The 18,604-nt window shown below is 58.9% G+C and carries 20 protein-coding genes and 1 pseudogene; 6 read left to right on the top strand and 15 right to left on the bottom strand.

The annotated features are described in order from the left end of the window. Positions 1 to 4: 4 nt before the first annotated feature. The 9 genes and pseudogenes from AC2LD7_RS12845 to ffh form a co-directional block, all read right to left on the bottom strand. Positions 5 to 502, bottom strand: coding sequence for a GFA family protein (locus AC2LD7_RS12845; protein ID WP_484598123.1), 498 nt, complete (start codon positions 500 to 502; stop codon positions 5 to 7). Positions 503 to 615: 113 nt separating this feature from the next. Next, positions 616 to 1,341, bottom strand: coding sequence for a DsbC family protein (locus tag AC2LD7_RS12840; protein ID WP_484598122.1), 726 nt, complete (start codon positions 1,339 to 1,341; stop codon positions 616 to 618). A 127-nt stretch (positions 1,342 to 1,468) separates the two neighbouring features. Continuing rightward, a complete protein-coding gene (xerD, locus tag AC2LD7_RS12835) occupies positions 1,469 to 2,365 on the bottom strand; it encodes a site-specific tyrosine recombinase XerD (protein ID WP_484598121.1) in 897 nt (298 codons plus the stop codon). A gap of 62 nt (positions 2,366 to 2,427) precedes the next feature. Further along, positions 2,428 to 2,817, bottom strand: a pseudogene (locus AC2LD7_RS12830) (acyl-CoA thioesterase). A gap of 153 nt (positions 2,818 to 2,970) precedes the next feature. Continuing rightward, a complete protein-coding gene (gene rplS / locus AC2LD7_RS12825; protein WP_021208319.1) occupies positions 2,971 to 3,321 on the bottom strand; it encodes a 50S ribosomal protein L19 in 351 nt (116 codons plus the stop codon). 45 nt (positions 3,322 to 3,366) lie between these two features. Next, a complete protein-coding gene (gene trmD, locus AC2LD7_RS12820; RefSeq protein ID WP_484598120.1) occupies positions 3,367 to 4,119 on the bottom strand; it encodes a tRNA (guanosine(37)-N1)-methyltransferase TrmD in 753 nt (250 codons plus the stop codon). Between the two features lie 5 nt (positions 4,120 to 4,124). Further along, positions 4,125 to 4,661: a ribosome maturation factor RimM gene (gene rimM, locus AC2LD7_RS12815; protein WP_484598119.1), complete on the bottom strand. Its 537-nt coding sequence runs from the start codon at positions 4,659 to 4,661 to the stop codon at positions 4,125 to 4,127. A gap of 5 nt (positions 4,662 to 4,666) precedes the next feature. Next, positions 4,667 to 4,918, bottom strand: a complete 252-nt coding sequence (rpsP, locus tag AC2LD7_RS12810; RefSeq protein ID WP_484598118.1) for a 30S ribosomal protein S16 — start codon at positions 4,916 to 4,918, stop codon at positions 4,667 to 4,669. A gap of 187 nt (positions 4,919 to 5,105) precedes the next feature. Further along, a complete protein-coding gene (gene ffh / locus AC2LD7_RS12805) occupies positions 5,106 to 6,485 on the bottom strand; it encodes a signal recognition particle protein (protein ID WP_484598117.1) in 1,380 nt (459 codons plus the stop codon). A gap of 266 nt (positions 6,486 to 6,751) precedes the next feature. On the opposite strand from ffh, the gene AC2LD7_RS12800 reads away from it, so the two are divergent. Both AC2LD7_RS12800 and AC2LD7_RS12795 read left to right on the top strand, forming a co-directional pair. Beyond that, entirely contained in the window at positions 6,752 to 7,552 is an 801-nt protein-coding gene (locus AC2LD7_RS12800; RefSeq protein WP_484598116.1) for a cytochrome C assembly family protein, read from the top strand. A 9-nt stretch (positions 7,553 to 7,561) separates the two neighbouring features. Next, the gene (locus AC2LD7_RS12795) at positions 7,562 to 8,848 is read left to right on the top strand and encodes an HlyC/CorC family transporter (RefSeq protein ID WP_484598115.1); all 1,287 of its coding nucleotides are present in this window, start codon (positions 7,562 to 7,564) and stop codon (positions 8,846 to 8,848) included. Positions 8,849 to 8,874: 26 nt separating this feature from the next. Here the strand turns inward: AC2LD7_RS12795 and purT are convergent, their stop codons facing one another. Genes purT through AC2LD7_RS12775 form a run of 4 tightly spaced genes read right to left on the bottom strand, consistent with a single transcriptional unit; the run spans position 8,875 to position 11,445 of the window. Next, on the bottom strand, positions 8,875 to 10,056 hold the full coding sequence (purT, locus tag AC2LD7_RS12790) for a formate-dependent phosphoribosylglycinamide formyltransferase (protein WP_484598114.1): 1,182 nt from the start codon (positions 10,054 to 10,056) through the stop codon (positions 8,875 to 8,877). Positions 10,057 to 10,115: 59 nt separating this feature from the next. Continuing rightward, positions 10,116 to 10,307, bottom strand: a complete 192-nt coding sequence (locus AC2LD7_RS12785) for a DUF1289 domain-containing protein (protein ID WP_484598113.1) — start codon at positions 10,305 to 10,307, stop codon at positions 10,116 to 10,118. Then, the gene (locus AC2LD7_RS12780; RefSeq protein WP_484598112.1) at positions 10,304 to 10,828 is read right to left on the bottom strand and encodes a gamma carbonic anhydrase family protein; all 525 of its coding nucleotides are present in this window, start codon (positions 10,826 to 10,828) and stop codon (positions 10,304 to 10,306) included. Before AC2LD7_RS12780 ends, AC2LD7_RS12785 begins: the two co-directional genes overlap by 4 nt. A gap of 2 nt (positions 10,829 to 10,830) precedes the next feature. Next, entirely contained in the window at positions 10,831 to 11,445 is a 615-nt protein-coding gene (locus AC2LD7_RS12775) for a CoA pyrophosphatase (protein WP_484598111.1), read from the bottom strand. 228 nt (positions 11,446 to 11,673) lie between these two features. Between AC2LD7_RS12775 and AC2LD7_RS12770 the strand changes: the two genes are divergently transcribed. From AC2LD7_RS12770 to AC2LD7_RS12755, 4 genes are all read left to right on the top strand, one after another. Further along, positions 11,674 to 12,228, top strand: coding sequence for an NUDIX hydrolase (locus AC2LD7_RS12770; protein WP_484598110.1), 555 nt, complete (start codon positions 11,674 to 11,676; stop codon positions 12,226 to 12,228). A 26-nt stretch (positions 12,229 to 12,254) separates the two neighbouring features. Continuing rightward, positions 12,255 to 12,755, top strand: coding sequence for a L,D-transpeptidase family protein (locus AC2LD7_RS12765; RefSeq protein ID WP_484598109.1), 501 nt, complete (start codon positions 12,255 to 12,257; stop codon positions 12,753 to 12,755). Between the two features lie 209 nt (positions 12,756 to 12,964). After that, the gene (locus AC2LD7_RS12760) at positions 12,965 to 13,414 is read left to right on the top strand and encodes a MarR family winged helix-turn-helix transcriptional regulator (protein ID WP_484598108.1); all 450 of its coding nucleotides are present in this window, start codon (positions 12,965 to 12,967) and stop codon (positions 13,412 to 13,414) included. A 138-nt stretch (positions 13,415 to 13,552) separates the two neighbouring features. After that, on the top strand, positions 13,553 to 13,981 hold the full coding sequence (locus tag AC2LD7_RS12755; protein WP_484598107.1) for an organic hydroperoxide resistance protein: 429 nt from the start codon (positions 13,553 to 13,555) through the stop codon (positions 13,979 to 13,981). 73 nt (positions 13,982 to 14,054) lie between these two features. Here the strand turns inward: AC2LD7_RS12755 and AC2LD7_RS12750 are convergent, their stop codons facing one another. Together AC2LD7_RS12750 and purL are read right to left on the bottom strand one after the other, a co-directional pair. Then, the gene (locus AC2LD7_RS12750) at positions 14,055 to 14,372 is read right to left on the bottom strand and encodes an NGG1p interacting factor NIF3 (protein WP_484598106.1); all 318 of its coding nucleotides are present in this window, start codon (positions 14,370 to 14,372) and stop codon (positions 14,055 to 14,057) included. Positions 14,373 to 14,585: 213 nt separating this feature from the next. Continuing rightward, positions 14,586 to 18,482 (bottom strand): phosphoribosylformylglycinamidine synthase, encoded by a 3,897-nt coding sequence (purL, locus tag AC2LD7_RS12745; RefSeq protein ID WP_484598105.1) that lies wholly within the window; start codon positions 18,480 to 18,482, stop codon positions 14,586 to 14,588. Between the last annotated feature and the right edge of the window lie 122 nt (positions 18,483 to 18,604).

Below are 18,604 nucleotides of genomic sequence, written 5' to 3'. Positions count from 1 at the left end.
GCCGCTATCTGGAATTGCCTAGCAGTCTCAGGCGCTGGTGCCATTGTGCGAGCGACTCGTCCGGGTATTCATCGAAACAGCGATCATCAGGGCCAATCTGCAGCTCGACCCAAGAGGCTTTCGAAGCCAGCATCAGATGGGTCGACTCCGGAGGACTCGGTAAATCGGTATCGATAGCGGATGCGTGAGGGTGAACCAAATCCGGCCAATTCGGATCCCACAGCCAGAGCGCGCTACCGCAATGCTTGCAGAAATGACGCTGGCCATCGCTGATGGTGGTTGAACCCGTTTGCGCATCAACCATCTTCGCCTGATAGATGCTCAGGTGTTCGCGCCCTTCGACAGTCAGGGTTCGATGATCACCACCCAGGTTGATTGCATAGCCACCCGCCCCAGCCGTCTTGCGACAGATAGTGCAATAGCACCGCATGAAGGGATAAGGTTCGGCCGACTCGAGCGAAAAACGCACAGCCTTGCAGTGACAGGAACCTTCGAGTTTCATCTTCGCGCCTCCTTGGTATGTATGCCTTCAGGCTTTGAACGCAGGGGGCGCAACAGTTCAGGCGGTGCCAAACAGGAGGACGTCTTTTCGACTGAAGGCGCCCTCCTCGAATATCACTTCGCCTTCAATGCGAGCTCGGCAAGCTGTGGTGCGGGCTGGTAACCAGGAATGATCTGACCGTCAGCGAGAACGATCGCCGGGGTGCCTTGAACACCAATCAACTGACCCAGCTCGTACTGCTCGGCCACTGGATTGTCGCAGCTGGCGGAAGATACTTCCTCACGCGCCTTGGCCTTGTTCATCGCAGCCTGACGATCCTTGGCGCACCAAACGCTAGCCAGCGTATTGGCCCCGTGGCTACCCATACCCTGCCTTGGGAAGGCCATATAGCGAACCTCGACGCCCAGGCGATTCAGCTCAGGCACTTCGCTGTGTAGCTTCTGGCAATAGCCGCAATCGGTATCGGTAAACACCGTGATATGGGTCTTCGGTTTCTCGGGGGCGAACACCACCATCTCGCTGGTAGGAATGGCGTCGATCGCCTTGGCAACCGAGCGGCTCTGGGCCTGCTCGGTCAGGTTGGTCGCCTGACCGTTCTTGAACTGGAACATGTAACCCTGGATCAAAAATTGTCCGTCAGCACTGGCGTAGAGCTGACGTCCGCCCTTGAGCTGCACCTGGTAAACACCGTCCATGGGGCTTTCGGCAATCGCTTCGATCGGCATGTCGGGCTGAATGGAGAGCAAGGATTCACGGATCGCCTTGTCGGCGTCCGCAGCCAGCGCAACGGAGCCTGCCAGACCGATAGTCGCGGCAGCAAAAAAACGAATCACGCGCATGAAATCTCCTGGCGACTTCGATCAAGGTAAGACAGGCAGATTAACATAGGCACTGCCATACGGCGCATGGCGCCAGGTTTCGGTCGTTGGCTTTGCGGTTGTCACGCACCTTGCCAGCGACCGCTACTCAGCCACGCGGGTGGTGCTGCGCATGCAGTTCCTGCAGGCGCGCACGAGCGATGTGTGTATATATTTGCGTGGTAGATAAATCGCTGTGGCCGAGCAGCATTTGCACGGTGCGAAGATCCGCGCCGTGGTTGAGCAAATGCGTGGCGAACGCATGACGCAGCGTATGCGGTGAAATCGATACCGCTATCCCCGCGACCTTAGCGTGCAGCTTGATTCGATACCAGAAGGTCTGGCGCGTCATCTGGTCGCCGCGCAGACTGGGAAAGATCACATCGCTGGCCTTACCCGCAAGGAGCGTCCCGCGGGCATCGCGCAGGTAGCGCGTCAGCCAGTGCATGGCCTCCTCGCCCAGCGGCACCAAACGCTCCTTGTTGCCCTTGCCGAAGGTACGCAGCACACCCTGGCGAAGATTGATCTGTTCCAGGCTGAGGCTGACCAATTCAGTCACTCGCAAACCAGACGCATAAAGGACCTCCAGCATCGCACGGTCGCGCATTCCCAGCGGCTCTCCGATATCGGGAGCGGCCAGCAATGCCTCGACATCTGCCTCGGACAACGCCTTGGGCAGCGGGCGTCCAAGTTGCGGCAGATCGACCCGCAGCGTAGGGTCGACCGAGATCGAACCTTCGCGCAGGAGGAACCGGTAGAAGCCACGAAGCCCGGAAAGTAGCCGTGCAGTAGAGCGAGCCTTATAGCTGCTAGCCAGACGCCAGGCAAGATGATCCAGGATCATGTCGCGGCCAGCATCGACCAAGCGCACGCCGTGCTCGTCGAGCCAGCCGTTAAACAACGTCAGGTCGCTGCGATAGGCCTCGCGAGTGTTGTCCGACAATCCCTTCTCGAGCCAAAGTGCATCGAGGAAACGGTCAATTATGGGGTCGTCAAGTGCAGGCATGAAGGGTGTTCGGCAGGTGGAAGCGCGCTAGTGTTCCATAGGCCGCATCAGCTCCGCCAGAATCAGTCGCCAATCGCCGGCAACACGGCCACAGGGAAATCAACGCCGCCTACTGCAACGAAGCTGAAGGTGTCTTGGCGGCAAGCTCGCGACCGTCGCTCTACATGCTTTCGACATCCACCTTGAGACGGGTATTGCCGGCACGAACCACACGACCGATCAGCTCAACGATCGAACCGGCAGGAGTCGGGTGATTGAAATCCACCCGGTCGCAAGAAACCGTTACCAGCGGCAAGCAACAGAAACGCGTTGCGATGATGAGCGACACCTCATCCAGGCAAGCGCGGTGCCGCCGAACAGTGTGATTGGTAACAGCAGAAGCAGCGCCTTGGTTACCTGACGGATCACTCGGTACGGTGCTGGATCTCAACTTCTCTGGAAGGGGGTGACACCACTCCAGATTGGAGCCGCCACCGTGTTGCGAATCTGGTCTTATTGTCACGCCACCACAAGCAACAACCGTAACTTGTAATGTACGTATTCAGTCGAATATTGACCCAATAAAAAAGCAGCCCGTAGGCTGCTTTTTTAAAAGAAAACCTTCCTCAGGAAAGCTTTTCCTTGATGCGGGCTGCCTTGCCGGACAGCGCGCGAAGGTAGTACAGCTTGGCTTTGCGAACATCACCACGGCGCTTGACGCTGAGGCTGTCGACCATTGGGCTGTAGTACTGGAAGGTACGCTCAACGCCAACGCCGTTAGATATCTTGCGAACGGTGAATGCGCTGTTCAGGCCGCGGTTACGCTTGCCGATAACGACGCCTTCGAAGGCCTGCAGACGTTCACGCTCGCCTTCCTTTACCTTCACCTGGACGACAACAGTGTCACCGGGGGCAAACGGAGGCAGTTCTTTGGTCATCTGCTCGGCTTCGAGCGCCTGGATAATTTTGTTGGTCATGCTGTGTGCTCCTGAGACAAGCCGTTCTGGCGTGCCATCGATACGTTAACTATCGTCCCGCTGTCGGATGTATTCCTTCAGCAGCTTTTGTTCTTCCCCAGAAAGCGAGCGGCTATCCAGAAGATCAGCACGGCGTTCCCAGGTCCTGCCGAGGGACTGCTGCAAGCGCCAGCGCCGGATGTGTTCATGGTTGCCGCTAAGCAGCACCTCAGGAACACGTTTATCCGCATACACTTCCGGTCGCGTGTAGTGCGGACAGTCGAGCAGGCCGTCGGTAAACGAATCCTCCTCAGCGGAATCAGCATGCCCCAAGGCTCCAGGGAGCAATCGGGTCACTGCATCGATCAGCACCATCGCCGGCAACTCACCACCGGACAGTACGTAGTCGCCGATCGACCATTCTTCATCGACATGCGCTTGGATAAAGCGCTCGTCGATACCCTCGTAACGACCGGCTATAAGGATCAGCGCCTCTTCCTTCGCCAAGTCACGAACATCAGCTTGCTTAAGCTGACGCCCCTGCGGCGAAAGGTAGATCACTTTCGCCTTCTCGCCTGCGGCCTGCATGGCATCAGCCAGGGCAAGCTCCAGCGGCTTGATCTTCATTACCATGCCGGGGCCACCACCGAAGGGGCGATCATCCACCGTCTGGTGACGATCTTCGGTATAGGCGCGCGGGTTCCAGCACTGCAACTGGAGCAACCCCTGCTTTACCGCGCGACTGGTAATACCGTAGTCGCGGATGGCAGCGAACATGTCCGGAAACAGACTGATCACATCGACACGTAGACTGGGCATGTCGGTCAGAAATCCGCATCCCATTCAACGTGCATCTCGCCGGCATCCAGATCGACCTTCAAGACACACGGGTCGGTGTATGGTAGCAGTCGCTCACGATCATCCAGGCTACCGTCGAACGGCTTGACCACCAGGACATCGTTGGCTCCCGTCTCGAGCAGATGGTCTACCCGGCCGAGAACTTGCCCGAGCTGGTTGATGACTGTCAGACCCTGAAGCTGGAACCAGTAAAACTCGTCATCGGTCAATGCAGGAAGTTCGCTACGGGGTATGCAAATATCGAAATCGGCGTAGCTACGCGCCTCTTCACGATCAGTCAGCCCTTTCAGCGTCGCCACCAGGATCTTGCCCTGAAGGCGCCCCTTGACCAGGTCGACCTGCTTGACCTCGTCACCTCGCCTGAGCGTCCAGCGACGATATTCCAGCAGGTTGTCGATCGGATCGGTAAAGGAATAGATCTTTACGTCACCACGCACGCCATGCACCGAAACGATCTTGCCGATGACGATCAGGTCTTCGGCCGGGGCTGACGTTGCGTTCATGTGTTTCAGGCAGCAGCCTTGGCAGCTTCCTTCAGCAGCTGAGCAACACGCTCAGACGGCTGTGCGCCCTGGCCCAGCCAGTATGTGGCACGCTCCTGGTTTACAGAGAGCTTCACTTCCGCACCCGAGGCGACCGGATTGAAGAAACCGATACGCTCAACGAAACGACCATCGCGCGGGTTGCGGCTGTTGGTCACGGTCAGGTGGTAGAAAGGGCGCTTCTTGGAGCCGCCACGGGCGAGACGAATAGTTACCATGTGAACATCGTTCCTGTAGTCGGTACAGCAAATCTGAATGCAGGGCCCAAGGCCCGAAAGGCCGCATATTCTAAGGATTATCCGGACTTTTGCAAATGGCTTTTTCAAAAACAACCGCAGGCCCTTGCAGCAGGCCTATCACGCTTCGGCGGGCGCTTGGTAAAAGAGCCGCCCGCAACGCGAGAAATCAGAATTTGGGCATCCCGCCGCCCCCCGGGAGCATTCCGCCCATACCGCGCATCATCTTCGCCATGCCGCCTTTGCCGCTGACCTTCTTCATCATCTTCTGCATCTGCTTGTGCTGCTTGATAAGCCGACCGATATCCTGCGCCTGTGTGCCGGACCCCATGGCGATGCGACGCTTGCGAGAACCGCTGATGATGTCCGGATTACGCCGCTCGACGGGCGTCATCGAGTTGATGATGGCTTCCATTTGCTTGAACTGTTTCTCAGCTGCTCCTTGCGCGCTGCCCATCTGCGACAGATTCATGCCTCCGATTGCAGGCAACTTGTCCATCAGACCGCCGAGACCACCCATGTTTTTCATTTGCTGAAGTTGATCGCGGAAATCTTCCAGATCGAAGCCCTTACCCTTCTTCAACTTCTTGGTGAGCTTCTCGGCCTTTTCTCGATCCAGGGTCTGTTCGGCCTGCTCGATCAGGCTGAGTACATCGCCCATGCCAAGGATACGCGAGGCGATCCGATCAGGATGAAACGGCTCTAGCGCGTCGCTCTTCTCACCCATGCCGAGAAATTTGATCGGTTTTCCGGTGATATGGCGCACTGACAACGCGGCGCCACCGCGTGCGTCACCGTCGACCTTGGTCAGCACCACGCCGGTCAACGGCAGCGCTTCACCGAAAGCCTTCGCTGTGTTGGCAGCATCCTGACCAGTCATGGCGTCGACAACGAACAACGTCTCCGCCGGATTGATCGCCGCGTGAACCGCCTGGATCTCGGCCATCATTTCGGCATCAATGGCCAGGCGACCGGCGGTATCGACCAATACCACGTCGATATATTTGAGCTTGGCCTCGCGAATGGCTGCCTGAGCGATCTCGACCGGTTTCTGGCTGATATCCGAAGGAAAGAAGGTCACGCCCACTTCCGCAGCCAGCGTTTCCAGTTGCTTGATCGCCGCCGGGCGATAAATGTCTGCGGAAACCACCAGTACCGATTTTTTCTTGCGCTCCTTAAGGAAGCGCGCCAGCTTGCCAACGGTGGTGGTCTTGCCCGCGCCCTGCAGACCCGCCATCAGTACCACAGCCGGCGGCACCACACTCAAGGCAAGGTCTTCGTTGGCCGCGCCCATCAGCTCTTCCAGCTCGGCGCGAACGATCTTCACGAAAGCCTGGCCAGGTGTCAGGCTCTTGGAAACCTCCGTACCGACGGCCCGATCCTTGACCTTGGCGACGAAATCCTTGACCACTGGCAGCGCGACGTCGGCCTCGAGCAGTGCCATTCGAACTTCACGCAGGGTGTCTTTGACGTTGTCCTCGGTCAGCTTGGCCTTGCCTGTAACGTGGCGAAGCGTTTGCGAGAGGCGATCGGTTAGGTTTTCAAACATGTGCCGTTTCCACGCTAGATGTGGTTAAGGCATCGATTATAGAAGCTGCGACCCCTATGCCGGTACCCCGCCGTCAATGCTTTTGATCGCGACCGCCGAACTAACTCGACGACATGAACCGCAACGCGTTGACGACAAGCAAGGGCACCGTACCGATCCAGCAACAGCAACCAATAAACAGCGCCAACCTACCCCTGCATTCGCACGCTTTTGCGCTTCGGGTGTTTGTGCCACACTCAACGCCTTCCAAACCTGTTAACGGACCTATGCATCCTTTGCTACCGAGCCTAGCTGCCGCCTGTCTTTATGCTGGTGTCACCGGATATCAAGGCCTACGCCTGGCGCAACGTACCGTACCGGATAAACGCCTGCTTCTCGCGTTGGGCGCACTGGCGCTAATTGCGCACGGAGTGAGCCTGTTTATTCAACTGCTCTCGCCGAGCGGCCTGCACCTGGATTTCTTCACTGCATCGAGTCTGATAGCCGCGGCCGTGATCCTCTTGATCCTGCTCGCACTGTATCGAATGCCGGTCGAGAATCTGCTGCTGTTGCTTTTCCCACTGGGCTGTCTGACGGTACTTTTCGCCCAGTTCGCCCCGTCCGGCACTGCGCCCGCCATCAGCGAGCAGCCGGGAATCCTTGCGCACATCCTGCTCTCCATCCTTGCCTATGGGATGCTCACGATTGCGGTATTTCAATCGCTGCTTCTTCTGTTGCAGGACCACCATCTCAGGCACAAGCATCCGTCCGGCCTGATCAAGAACTTTCCGCCTTTGCAGACCATGGAAAGCCTGCTGTTCGGCTTCCTGCTGGCCGGTTGGCTGCTGCTTTCGGCCTCGCTGATTTCCGGCTGGCTGTTTCTCGATAACCTGTTCGCCCAGCATCTGGTGCACAAGACGCTGCTATCGGTCATCGCCTGGGTAGTTTTTGGCCTGCTGCTATGGGGGCGCCACCAGCTTGGCTGGCGCGGCTACAAGGCCATCCGCTGGACGCTTGCGGGCTTCTGCCTGCTGATGTTGGCCTACTTCGGCAGCAAGCTGGTCCGCGAATTCATCCTGCATATCTAAGGCAACCACGTGGAAAATCTACACCCCGGCTTTCTGGTCGGCTTGCTGGTCTTCCTGCTTCTTTGCTCGGCATTCTTCTCCAGCTCCGAAACCGGGATGCTTAGCCTCAACCGCTACCGCCTTCGCCACCAGGCCAAGGAAGGGCACCGTGGTGCAATACGCGCCAGCGACCTGCTGGCACGGCCGGACCGACTGCTCGGGACCATCCTGGTCGGCAACAACTTCGTCAATATCCTCGCCTCGTCGATAGCAACCGTCCTGGCCATAAAGCTATGGGGCGAAGCCGGCATCGCGATCGCGACTATCGGCCTGACCATCATCCTGCTGATCTTCGGTGAGATCACGCCAAAGACCCTGGCGGCTTTGCGACCCGAGGCGGTTGCATACCCGGTCAGTCTTCCGCTTCTATTGCTACAGAAAGTGCTCTACCCACTGGTGGCACTGCTCGGCTGGATCAGCAACGGATTGCTCAAACTGCTCGGCGTGGACCCGTCAAAGAAAGGCACCGATAGCCTGTCCACCGAAGAGCTGCGTAGCGTGGTGCGCGAATCGGGCAGCAACATGCCGATGAATCGGCAAAGCATGTTGCTCGGCATCCTTGATCTGGAACGAGTCACCGTCGACGACATCATGATTCCGCGCAACGAGGTCACCGGCATTGATCTCGAGGACGATCTGGAAACCATAGTGACCCAGCTGCGCACTACGCCGCACACCCGCCTTCCGGTATTTCGCAAGGACATCAACCAGATCGAAGGCATCGTGCATATGCGCCAGATCGCGCGCCTGCTGAGCCACGATCAGTTGACGCGGGAAAACCTGCTGGAAGCTTGCAACGAGCCCTACTTCGTGCCCGAAAGCACGCCGTTGTCGACGCAACTGCTGAATTTCCAGAAGCAGAAGCGCCGCATCGGCATCGTCGTCGACGAGTATGGCGATGTGCTGGGTATCGTCACACTGGAAGATATTCTCGAGGAGATCGTCGGCGAGTTCAGCAATCAGGATGCCTTACGCAGTCCCGACATACATCCGCAGGACGACGGCACCCTGGTTATTGATGGTGCCGCCTATCTACGTGAAGTGAACCGCGCGCTCGGCTGGCAGCTGCCCTGCGACGGCCCCAAGACCCTCAACGGATTGATAACCGAGGCACTGGAGCACATTCCGGACAGCGGCATTTGTCTGCAGATCGACCAGTACCGCCTGGAGATACTGCAGGCGGCCGACAACCGCGTGAAAAGCGTGCGAGCCTGGGTCATCGAGAGCCCCCCAGCACCATCGAACGACGCGCAATAGCCGCGTCATTCAGACCCGCGCCTCGTCTAGAGCTGCGTATCGATCGCCGACGCGGCTCGTAGCGCCTTGTCGCGCGCCGCCTCGGTCGATTCATCACGGGCCAGTGCGACTCCCATCCGCCGCTGGCCACTGACACCCGGCTTGCCGAAAAGCCGCAACGCGGTATCCGGCTCGGCCATCGCCGCTGCCAGATTACCGAAGCTCACCTGTGCGGACTCGCCCTCCACCAGTACTACGGCCGAAGCGGACGGGCCGTGCTGCCGAATCGCCGGAATCGGCAAGCCGAGAATCGCTCGCGCATGCAAGGCGAACTCGGACAAATCCTGAGAAATAAGGGTCACCAAACCGGTATCGTGCGGCCGCGGCGAGACCTCGCAGAACCACACCTGATCATTTTTAACGAACAATTCGACACCGAAGATGCCGCGCCCACCCAGAGCACCGGTTACGGCTAGGGCAATTCGCTCGGCCTCGGCCATCGCCCCGGCGGTCATCGGCTGCGGCTGCCAGGATTCCTGATAATCGCCTTTCTCCTGACGATGCCCGACCGGCTGACAGAACGTGGTTCCGCCCGCGTGGCGGACCGTCAGCAATGTGATCTCATAGTCGAAATCGATAAAGCCCTCGACAATCACCCGCCCCTTGCCAGCCCGGCCACCGGCCTGGGCGTACTCCCAGGCGGGGAGAATATCGGACTCGCCGCGTAACACCGACTGACCCTTGCCAGATGAACTCATGACAGGTTTTATCAAGCATGGAAACCCGAGCGCTGAAGCCGCCGCACGGCATTCCTCCAGCGAGTCCGCGAAGCGATAGGGCGATGTGGGAAGCCCAAGCTCTTCGGCAGCCAGCCGGCGAATGCCTTCACGATTCATGGTCAGCTGAGCGGCCCTCGCGGTCGGGATTACCGTATAGCCCTCGCCCTCCAGTTCGACCAGCGTCGCGGTGGCAATCGCCTCGATTTCCGGCACGATGAAGTGCGGCTGCTCCTGCTCGATGATTGCCCGCAACGCCGCGCCATCGAGCATGTCGATCACATGATGGCGATGCGCGACCTGCATGGCCGGTGCATTGGCGTAACGGTCCACCGCAATGACTTCCACGCCCAGGCGTTGAAGCTCGATGACCAGCTCCTTGCCAAGCTCACCGGAACCACAGAGCAGCACACGAGTAGCGCTGGCAGACAGGGGAGTGCCTATTCGGGGCATGGTATTCCTCGTTATTCGATCGTATTCAAAGCCGCACACCGACGCGTTGCGCATCGGTGTTAGAGCAGCAGACCACTCGCCTGCGCACGCTCGTGGCAACGCAGTAACACGTCGCGCCGCTCGGCATTGTTCATACAGCTCCAGCGACGGATCTCATCGACGCTGCGCTGGCAGCCGGTGCAGATATCATCCTCATCCAATGCGCAGATACTCACACAAGGAGAGGCGACAGGCTTGTCCTGAGCGTTCAATCGTCTTGTTCCGACAGGTCACGAGCGTAACGCTGAGCGTTGTGCACATAATGCGCAGCGCTGGCTTCGAGCATCTTCTTCTGCTGCTCGGTCAGTTCGCGAACCACCTTGCCCGGCGAGCCCACCACCAGCGAACCGTCGGGGATCTCCTTGCCTTCAGCGATCAGCGCGTTTGCGCCGATGATGCAGTACTTGCCGATTTTCGCCCCATTGAGAATCACCGCATTGATGCCGACAAGGCTGTAGTCGCCTACCGTGCAACCGTGCAGCATCGCGTTATGGCCAACGGTGACGCCAGTGCCGAGCGTTAGCGGGTGACCCATGTCGGTATGCATGACGCTCCCGTCCTGCACGTTGCTGTTCTCGCCGATATGGATCAGCTCGTTGTCACCACGCAGCACGGCGCCAAACCAGACGCTGGCTCCGGCATCCAGGCGAATCTTGCCGACCAATGTGGCGTTCGGTGCCACCCAGCTTTGCGGGTGGGTTTCAACGCAGGAGTCACCCAGGCGATATTTCACGGTCATGACCTCGTTTGGCTCAGATCGACAAAGGAAGCGGGAGGCTGGCGCAACTCAATCCCGGCGTCGTACACCAGATTTACCAGCTCGACGATCATGATGGCTGTCAGCCCCCAGATTTTGTATTCGCCATAACGGTAAGACGGGACGTACCAGGCGCCACCCTGATAATCGATTCGGTGGATAACTTCACGCGGACCCTGGCAGAAGAACTCCAAGGGCACGGAAAAGACCGAGGCTATTTCGGCATCATTCGCACGATATTCGACGTAGTCCGGCACGATCCCAACGTAAGGGGTGACATGAATGCCATGGCGCGAAACAAGGCTACTGAGAGGCCCGACGATTTCCACGATCCCCGGTGCCAGACCAACCTCTTCCTCGGCCTCGCGCAGAGCTGTATCGATCAGATCGCGATCTTCCGGATCACGGCGACCGCCCGGAAACGCCACCTCTCCGCCGTGTGTGGACAAACCACTGGCGCGAAGAGTCAACACCAGCTCCGGTGAGTCACCACGGGTAATCGGCATCAATACCGCCGCCTCAGGCATACGGCCTTCCGGCTCCAGAAGATGCGGGGAGTAGTCGCGCACCCGTTGGAGAATCTTGTCCAGCATGAAACTTCTCTTTCTGTCTTTGATAGGCATCATGGCATGAATCAGCAGGGTGCCCAAGACAGGCAAAGCTAAAACCCGGCGCTTTCAGCTTTAACGGTGACGGCTCGCTCCTGCATCAACCACCGCCCGGTAATAGAAAATTTTTTTGTCCCGAGACCGCTTTCAGCATTAGCCTGCTATCGGGTCAAAATACAGTAGGGTGATCGACTCACCACCGAAGGAATCGCGATGAAATTCTGTAGCCAGTGCGGAGGCCCGATAACAGAACTGATCCCTGATGGGGACAACAGGGCCCGCTTTGTCTGTGGATCATGCAACATGATTCACTATCAGAATCCACGTATCGTCGCCGGCTGCCTCCCCGTTTGGGAAGATCATGTGCTGCTCTGCCGACGCGCAATCGAACCGCGACGCGGATACTGGACACTGCCGGCAGGCTTCATGGAAAACGGCGAAACCATGCAGCAAGCAGCGGAGCGAGAGACATTGGAAGAAGCATGCGCCAGAGTCACGGACCTGCAGCTCTATACATTGTTCGATCTGCCGCACATCAATCAGGTCTATATGTTCTTTCGTGCCGAATTGGTCGACGAGCAATTCTGCGCGGGCACCGAGAGCCTTGAAGTGAGGCTTTTTCGGCAGACCGAAATCCCTTGGTCGGCGCTCGCTTTTCCGACGGTAGGCCGTACCCTAGAATACTTCTTCGCCGACCGGGTGCAGCAGACCTTCCCGGTGCGCAACGAAGCCATCGAAGCAATGCGGGTGGCATACAAACAGGTTTGATGCCGTAAGGATTCAGGAAAGCTCCAATGCGCTGGCTGTTAGCGATTTTCTGCTTCACGTTTGCCGCCCTATCCCATGCCACCTCCGCGCCAGTGCTCGATGACTTTTTTATCGACAAGGTTCTGGTAGTCAAATCCGAGCGCAAGCTGCACCTGATCAGCCGGGGCGTCATGATGAAGAGCTATCGCGTCTCGCTGGGCAAGCAGCCGGGGCCCAAGCAGCGCGAAGGCGATCACCGGACGCCCGAGGGGCTCTATTGGATCGACTGGCGCAAGACTTCAGACAAATACAACCTGGCGATGCACATTTCTTACCCGAACGCCAAGGATCTGGCCCGAGCCAGCGGTGACGGCTCGCGGCCAGGCAGCATGATCATGCTCCACGGGACCCCGCTCGATGAAGAGTATCCGGAATGGTTCTTTCATACCCTCGACTGGACCGAAGGCTGCATCGCACTGAAGAACGACGACATGCGTGAGATCTGGAATCTGGTACAGGACGGCACCTTGATCGAGATTCGCCCCTAGCGGTCTGTTTAATTCGATTAGTCAATTTTGGCGCCTGGGGCCAGCTACAGCGTGGCCTACCGTGTTAGCGCTTTTCCTATCGACAGCGCAGCGCCTTGCCTCAGGAGCTAGGTGAGTTAACCAACTAATTACCTAGGCCACTAACCGAGCTTGGCAGGAAGCAGAGCAGCACGTTAACGTGAACCCATCTCCCCGCCATTCGATCAGCCATGACGACGACCTTTTCAGATAAGCAATTGCAGCTGGATAACCAGCTGTGCTTTGCGCTCTACTCCGCCTCGCTGCAGATGACCAAGGCCTACAAGCCGTTGCTGCAGAGCATTGGTCTGACGTACCCGCAGTATCTGGCGATGCTCGTGTTGTGGGAGCGCGACGGCCTAACCGTTGGTGAAATCAGCGCCCGCTTGCTGACCGAGCCCGGCTCGCTAACGCCACTGCTTAAACGCCTGGAAGCTGAAGGACTGATCAGCCGGACCCGCAGTAACACGGATGAACGAGTGGTAGAGCTGCACCTTACCGATGCCGGGCGTGCCCTCAAGCAGCGCGCCGAAGACTTCCCCTCCTGCATGGTCGAGTGCACCGGCCAGTCGCCCGAAGCGCTTCTGGCCTTGCGCAACCAGCTCGTGTCCCTTCGCAGCGCCTTGCTGAGAACGACCTGACCGCGAACGGATAGCGTCCGCAAGCTCCTTCATTCAAAGCAAACCGCTCGTGTCGTGCGGCCCCGATATTTATCTTGTGCGCAAAATATTATCGCGATAACTTAAATGTCCGCTATTAATTACCGAAGGAATCGAATCATGCAAACCATCAAGGTTCTCTATACCGCTATTGCTACCGCTATCGGAGGCCGTGACGGTCGTGCCGCATCTTCCGACGGCCTGCTCGACGTGAAGCTTTCGACCCCTCATGAACTGGGCGGTCAGGGCGGCGAAGGCACCAATCCTGAGCAACTGTTCGCTGCGGGCTACTCGGCATGCTTTATCGGCGCGCTCAAATTCACCGCCAGCCAGCTGAAGCAACAGCTGCCCGCCGACACTGCGGTCACCGGAAAGGTTGGCATCGGCCAGATTCCGGGCGGATTCGGGCTCGAAGTAGAGCTGAACGTCAGCCTGCCAGGCCTCGACCAGACAACCGCCGAGCAACTGACCGAAGCCGCACACAAGGTATGCCCTTACTCCAACGCGACGCGTGGAAATATCGAGGTGCGCCTGAACGTCAATGTGTGATCCCTGCCCTCGTCGGCGCAACGAAAAACCCCGAGTCGCGATTGGCGACCCGGGGTTTCTCGTTCAGCATCAATCAGAACTGCATGTCGGAAAGCCGCCACACCTCGAATGCTGGCGTCTCGTACGGATGCGCTCTTTTGAGCGCCTTGACGCTGTCGTGAATCAACTCGTCAGCCACCACCAGCTCAACCTTCCACTCCGATACTGATTGCAACTGGCCCTGCTGGCCGAGAAATGGCTGACTGCCTTCGAGCGGCCGATACTGTCCATGCCCAAGTACCTGCCAGCAACAGCTGTCATATGCACCAATACGCCCGGCCCCGGCTGCAAAAACCGCTTTCTTGACTGCGTCCAGATGACTCTCCGGAACATAGAAACACAGCTTGTACATCAACGTCTCCGCACAAAGAACAATCGGCGGAACACCTTCCCCACCGAATAAAAACCAGTTTTCAAAAGCCGACAGGCAACCTGCCAGCGTTCGACATAAGACGGTGCCTTAGGTGCTTGGTTCAGCGATCACGGTCGGCCGCCCCATGGTTACGGAAAAAGCCCGGAGCGCCTGCACGCTACCGAGCTTTTTCTTTTCCTTCGCAGACCTGAATCAGTCGACCCAGACCCTCGCGTTGCGGAACATCCGCATCCAACCGCCGTCTTCCTGCCACTCATCCGGGCGCCAGGAGTTGGTCACCGCTCGGAAGACGCGCTCCGGGTGCGGCATCATGATGGTCACGCGACCGTCGCGGGTAGTGAGACCGGTGATGCCGCGCGGCGAACCGCCCGGGTTGGCCGGATAGCGCTCGGTGACCTTCCCGTAATTATCGATATAACGCAGCGCCACAGTGCCGGACAGATCGGCTTCGAGCAGCGCCTCTTCGCTTTCGAATTCCGCGTGCCCTTCCCCATGCGCAATGGCGATAGGCAGACGCGAGCCAGCCATACCCTGAAGGAAGATCGACGGCGAGTCCTGTACCTGAACCATGGCCACGCGCGCCTCGAACTGTTCGGACCGGTTGCGCACGAAGTGCGGCCAGGACTCGCTGCCGGGCACTAGCTCATGCAGGTTCGAGAGCATCTGACAGCCGTTGCAGATACCCAGCGAGAAGCTGTCCTTGCGCTCGAAGAAGGCGCTGAAGTCTTCGCGGGCGCGGCTGTTGAACAAGATCGACTTGGCCCAGCCTTCACCTGCGCCGAGCACGTCGCCATAAGAGAAGCCACCACAGGCGACCAGCCCCTTGAACCGATTGAGGCTGATGCGCCCCGACAGAATGTCACTCATATGCACGTCGACTGCGGCGAAGCCGGCGCGGTCGAACGCAGCGGCCATTTCGGTCTGACCATTGACGCCCTGCTCGCGCAGGATCGCCATTTCGGGTCTTACGCCACGCTTGATATACGGCGCCGCAACGTTCTCGTTGGGGTCAAATCCCAGATTGACGCTAAGGCCTGGGTTGTCCTCTTCGAGCAGCGCATCGAATTCCTGATCGGCACAGTCGACATTGTCGCGTAGCCGCTGGATCTGGTAGCTGGTTTCGGACCACTGACGCTGTAACAAACGACGGTCGCCGCTAAACACGTCGGCACCGTCGAACTTGATCGCCACATGACCGTTGTTGATCGGCTGACCGACCACAGCGACGCAGTCGGCCAGACCGGCCGCGCTAAACTGTGCCAGCACCACTTCGGTGTCGCCCTGGCGGACCTGAATCAGTGCACCCAATTCCTCGTTGAACAGCACCGATGGGACTTCCGCAGCATTCTCGGCCAGAGCATCAAGACAGAGGTTGAGGCCACAGTGACCGGCAAACGCCATCTCCAACGCTGTCGTCAGCAAACCACCGTCGGAACGGTCGTGATAGGCCAGCAGCAAACCGTCGGCATTCAGGCCTTGAACGACCGCAAAGAACGCCTGCAGGTCTTCAGCGTCGTCCACATCCGGCGTCTGGCGACCGATCTGACCGTAAACCTGAGCGAGGATCGAACCACCGATACGGTTCTGCCCGCGACCGAGATCGACCAGGATCAGATCGGTCTCGCCCTTATCCAGCCGCAGTTGCGGCGTCAGGGTCTCGCGAATATCGACCACAGGGGCGAAGCCGGACACGATCAACGACAACGGCGAGGTCACGCTCTTCTCCGCGTCGCCGTCGGTCCAGCGGGTCTTCATCGACATAGAGTCCTTGCCCACCGGGATGGTGATGCCCAGCTCCGGGCACAGCTCCATACCGACAGCCTTGACCGTGTCGTACAGGCGCGCATCCTCGCCTGGGTGACCGGCAGCGGCCATCCAGTTGGCGGACAGCTTGATGTCGGAAATCTTTTCGATACGTGCAGCGGCTAGGTTGGTCAGCGTCTCGCCGATCGCCATGCGTCCCGAAGCCGGCGCATCGAGCAATGCCAACGGCGTACGTTCGCCCATGGCCATGGCTTCGCCGGTGTAGACGTCGTAGCTGGTGGCTGTAACGGCACAATCAGCCACCGGAACCTGCCACGGACCGACCATCTGGTCGCGGGCAACCATGCCGGTGATGCTGCGATCGCCAATGGTGATCAAAAAGCTTTTGCTGGCTACCGCAGGGTGGTGCAGCACGCGGTTGACGGCCTCGGTCAGATCAACTTGATCCGCCGCGAAATCATCGCCTAGCTCAGCTTCGCGAGCGGCGCTGCGGTGCATGCGCGGTGCCTTGCCGAGCAGCACATTGAGCGGCATGTCGACTGGATTGTTGTCGAAATGACGATCGGCAACGGTCAGGTGCGGCTCGGCGGTCGCTTCACCGACAACGGCGAAGGGGCAGCGCTCGCGCTTGCAGATGGCCTCGAAACGTTCGAGGTCGACGGCATCGACCGACAACACGTAGCGCTCTTGGGATTCGTTACACCAGATCTCGTGGGGCGCCATGCCCAGCTCATCATTGGGCACCTTGCGCAGTTCGAAACGGCCACCGCGACCGCCATCATTGACCAGTTCCGGGAAAGCATTTGACAAGCCACCCGCACCGACGTCATGGATGAACTTGATCGGGTTGTTCTCGCCCAGTTGCCAGCAGCGGTCGATGACCTCCTGGCAGCGGCGCTCCATTTCAGGGTTGTCACGCTGTACCGAGGCAAAATCCAGGTCCGCCGAGCTGCTGCCGGTGGCCATGGATGACGCCGCGCCGCCACCGAGGCCGATCAGCATCGCCGGGCCGCCCAATACGATCAGCTTGCCGCCTACCGAGATTTCAGCCTTCTGCACATGATCTTCACGAATGTTGCCCATGCCGCCAGCGAGCATGATCGGCTTGTGATAGCCGCGTACTTCGGCGCCATGCGGTGTATCGATGGATTGCTCGAAGGTACGGAAATAACCGTTTAGCGCCGGTCGGCCGAATTCGTTATTGAAGGCCGCGCCGCCCAGCGGGCCTTCGATCATGATGTCGAGCGGCGTAACGATGCGTTCGGGCTTACCGTAAGGCACTTCCCAAGGCTGCTCGAAGCCCGGGATGTTCAGATTGGAAACGGTAAAGCCAGTAAGGCCGGCCTTGGGCTTGGCGCCACGACCGGTTGCGCCCTCATCGCGGATCTCGCCGCCGGAGCCAGTAGCTGCGCCGGGGAATGGCGCGATGGCCGTCGGGTGGTTGTGGGTTTCCACCTTCATCAGGATGTGCACGGGCTCCTGATTCGCCGCGTATTCACCGGTCTCGGCGTTCGGGTAGAAGCGCCCCGCCACATTGCCCACGATCACCGCAGCGTTGTCCTTGTAGGCGGACAACACGCCTTCACCGTGCAGTTGGAAGGTGTTCTTGATCATGCCGAACAGCGACTTTTCCTGGCTTTCGCCATCAATGTCCCAACTGGCGTTGAAAATCTTGTGACGGCAATGCTCGGAGTTGGCCTGGGCGAACATCATCAATTCGATATCGTGCGGGTTACGCCCGAGGCTGATGAAGCTGGTTACCAAATATTCGATTTCATCGTCCGCCAGAGCTAGCCCTAGCTCTACGTTGGCTTTCTCCAGGGCAGCGCGGCCGCCCGCCAGCACGTCGACGACACTGAGCGGCTTGGGCTGGGCATGACTGAACAGATTCTCCGCGTTTTCGAACCGATCGAGCACCAGTTGGGTCATGCGGTCATGCAGAGCCGCAGAGATTTGCGCTGCCTCAGCGTCGGAAAAGCTTCCGGCGACATAGTAGGCGATGCCTCGCTCGAGTCGCTGGATCTTGTCCAAGCCGCAGTTACGGGCGATATCGCTGGCCTTGCTCGACCAAGGAGAAATGGTGCCGAAACGCGGCACGACTAGGAACAACCGACCGGCCGGCTCCTGCACGGGTACGCTCGGGCCATATTTCAGCAGCCGGGCCAATACTTGCTGCTCGTCCGCGCCAAGGGTGCCGGATACCTCGGCGAAGTGAGCGAACTCGGCATATAGCCCGCTGACAGCAGGGACCTTCTCGGTCAATTGTGCCAGGAGCTTGCCGTGACGGAAGGCGGAAAGAGCGGGAGCGCCGCGCAAGATCAACATCGTCGGAACAGCCTCGGAGGGGGAGCAGTCGGGGGCGCGTATTCTAGCTCATGACGGAGGGCAAGGGGCAGCTGCAAGCTGCAAGCTGCAAGCTGCAAGCTGCAAGCTGCAAGCTGCAAGCT

This window comes from Stutzerimonas sp. (assembly GCF_982611455.1).
Note: the sequence above shows the minus strand (reverse complement) of the source record. Positions and strands in the feature narration are given on the sequence as shown.

Bases quoted from the DNA above. Each gene is read 5' to 3' on its own strand.
- AC2LD7_RS12845 (WP_484598123.1), bottom strand. From the start codon at position 502: ATGAAACTCGAAGGTTCCTGTCACTGCAAGGCTGTGCGTTTTTCGCTC.
- AC2LD7_RS12840 (WP_484598122.1), bottom strand. From the start codon at position 1,341: ATGCGCGTGATTCGTTTTTTTGCTGCCGCGACTATCGGTCTGGCAGGC.
- xerD (WP_484598121.1), bottom strand. From the start codon at position 2,365: ATGCCTGCACTTGACGACCCCATAATTGACCGTTTCCTCGATGCACTT.
- rplS (WP_021208319.1), bottom strand. From the start codon at position 3,321: ATGACCAACAAAATTATCCAGGCGCTCGAAGCCGAGCAGATGACCAAA.
- trmD (WP_484598120.1), bottom strand. From the start codon at position 4,119: ATGCCCAGTCTACGTGTCGATGTGATCAGTCTGTTTCCGGACATGTTC.
- rimM (WP_484598119.1), bottom strand. From the start codon at position 4,661: ATGAACGCAACGTCAGCCCCGGCCGAAGACCTGATCGTCATCGGCAAG.
- rpsP (WP_484598118.1), bottom strand. From the start codon at position 4,918: ATGGTAACTATTCGTCTCGCCCGTGGCGGCTCCAAGAAGCGCCCTTTC.
- ffh (WP_484598117.1), bottom strand. From the start codon at position 6,485: ATGTTTGAAAACCTAACCGATCGCCTCTCGCAAACGCTTCGCCACGTT.
- AC2LD7_RS12800 (WP_484598116.1), top strand. From the start codon at position 6,752: ATGCATCCTTTGCTACCGAGCCTAGCTGCCGCCTGTCTTTATGCTGGT.
- purT (WP_484598114.1), bottom strand. From the start codon at position 10,056: ATGCCCCGAATAGGCACTCCCCTGTCTGCCAGCGCTACTCGTGTGCTG.
- AC2LD7_RS12775 (WP_484598111.1), bottom strand. From the start codon at position 11,445: ATGCTGGACAAGATTCTCCAACGGGTGCGCGACTACTCCCCGCATCTT.
- AC2LD7_RS12770 (WP_484598110.1), top strand. From the start codon at position 11,674: ATGAAATTCTGTAGCCAGTGCGGAGGCCCGATAACAGAACTGATCCCT.
- AC2LD7_RS12765 (WP_484598109.1), top strand. From the start codon at position 12,255: ATGCGCTGGCTGTTAGCGATTTTCTGCTTCACGTTTGCCGCCCTATCC.
- AC2LD7_RS12760 (WP_484598108.1), top strand. From the start codon at position 12,965: ATGACGACGACCTTTTCAGATAAGCAATTGCAGCTGGATAACCAGCTG.
- AC2LD7_RS12755 (WP_484598107.1), top strand. From the start codon at position 13,553: ATGCAAACCATCAAGGTTCTCTATACCGCTATTGCTACCGCTATCGGA.
- AC2LD7_RS12750 (WP_484598106.1), bottom strand. From the start codon at position 14,372: ATGTACAAGCTGTGTTTCTATGTTCCGGAGAGTCATCTGGACGCAGTC.
- purL (WP_484598105.1), bottom strand. From the start codon at position 18,482: ATGTTGATCTTGCGCGGCGCTCCCGCTCTTTCCGCCTTCCGTCACGGC.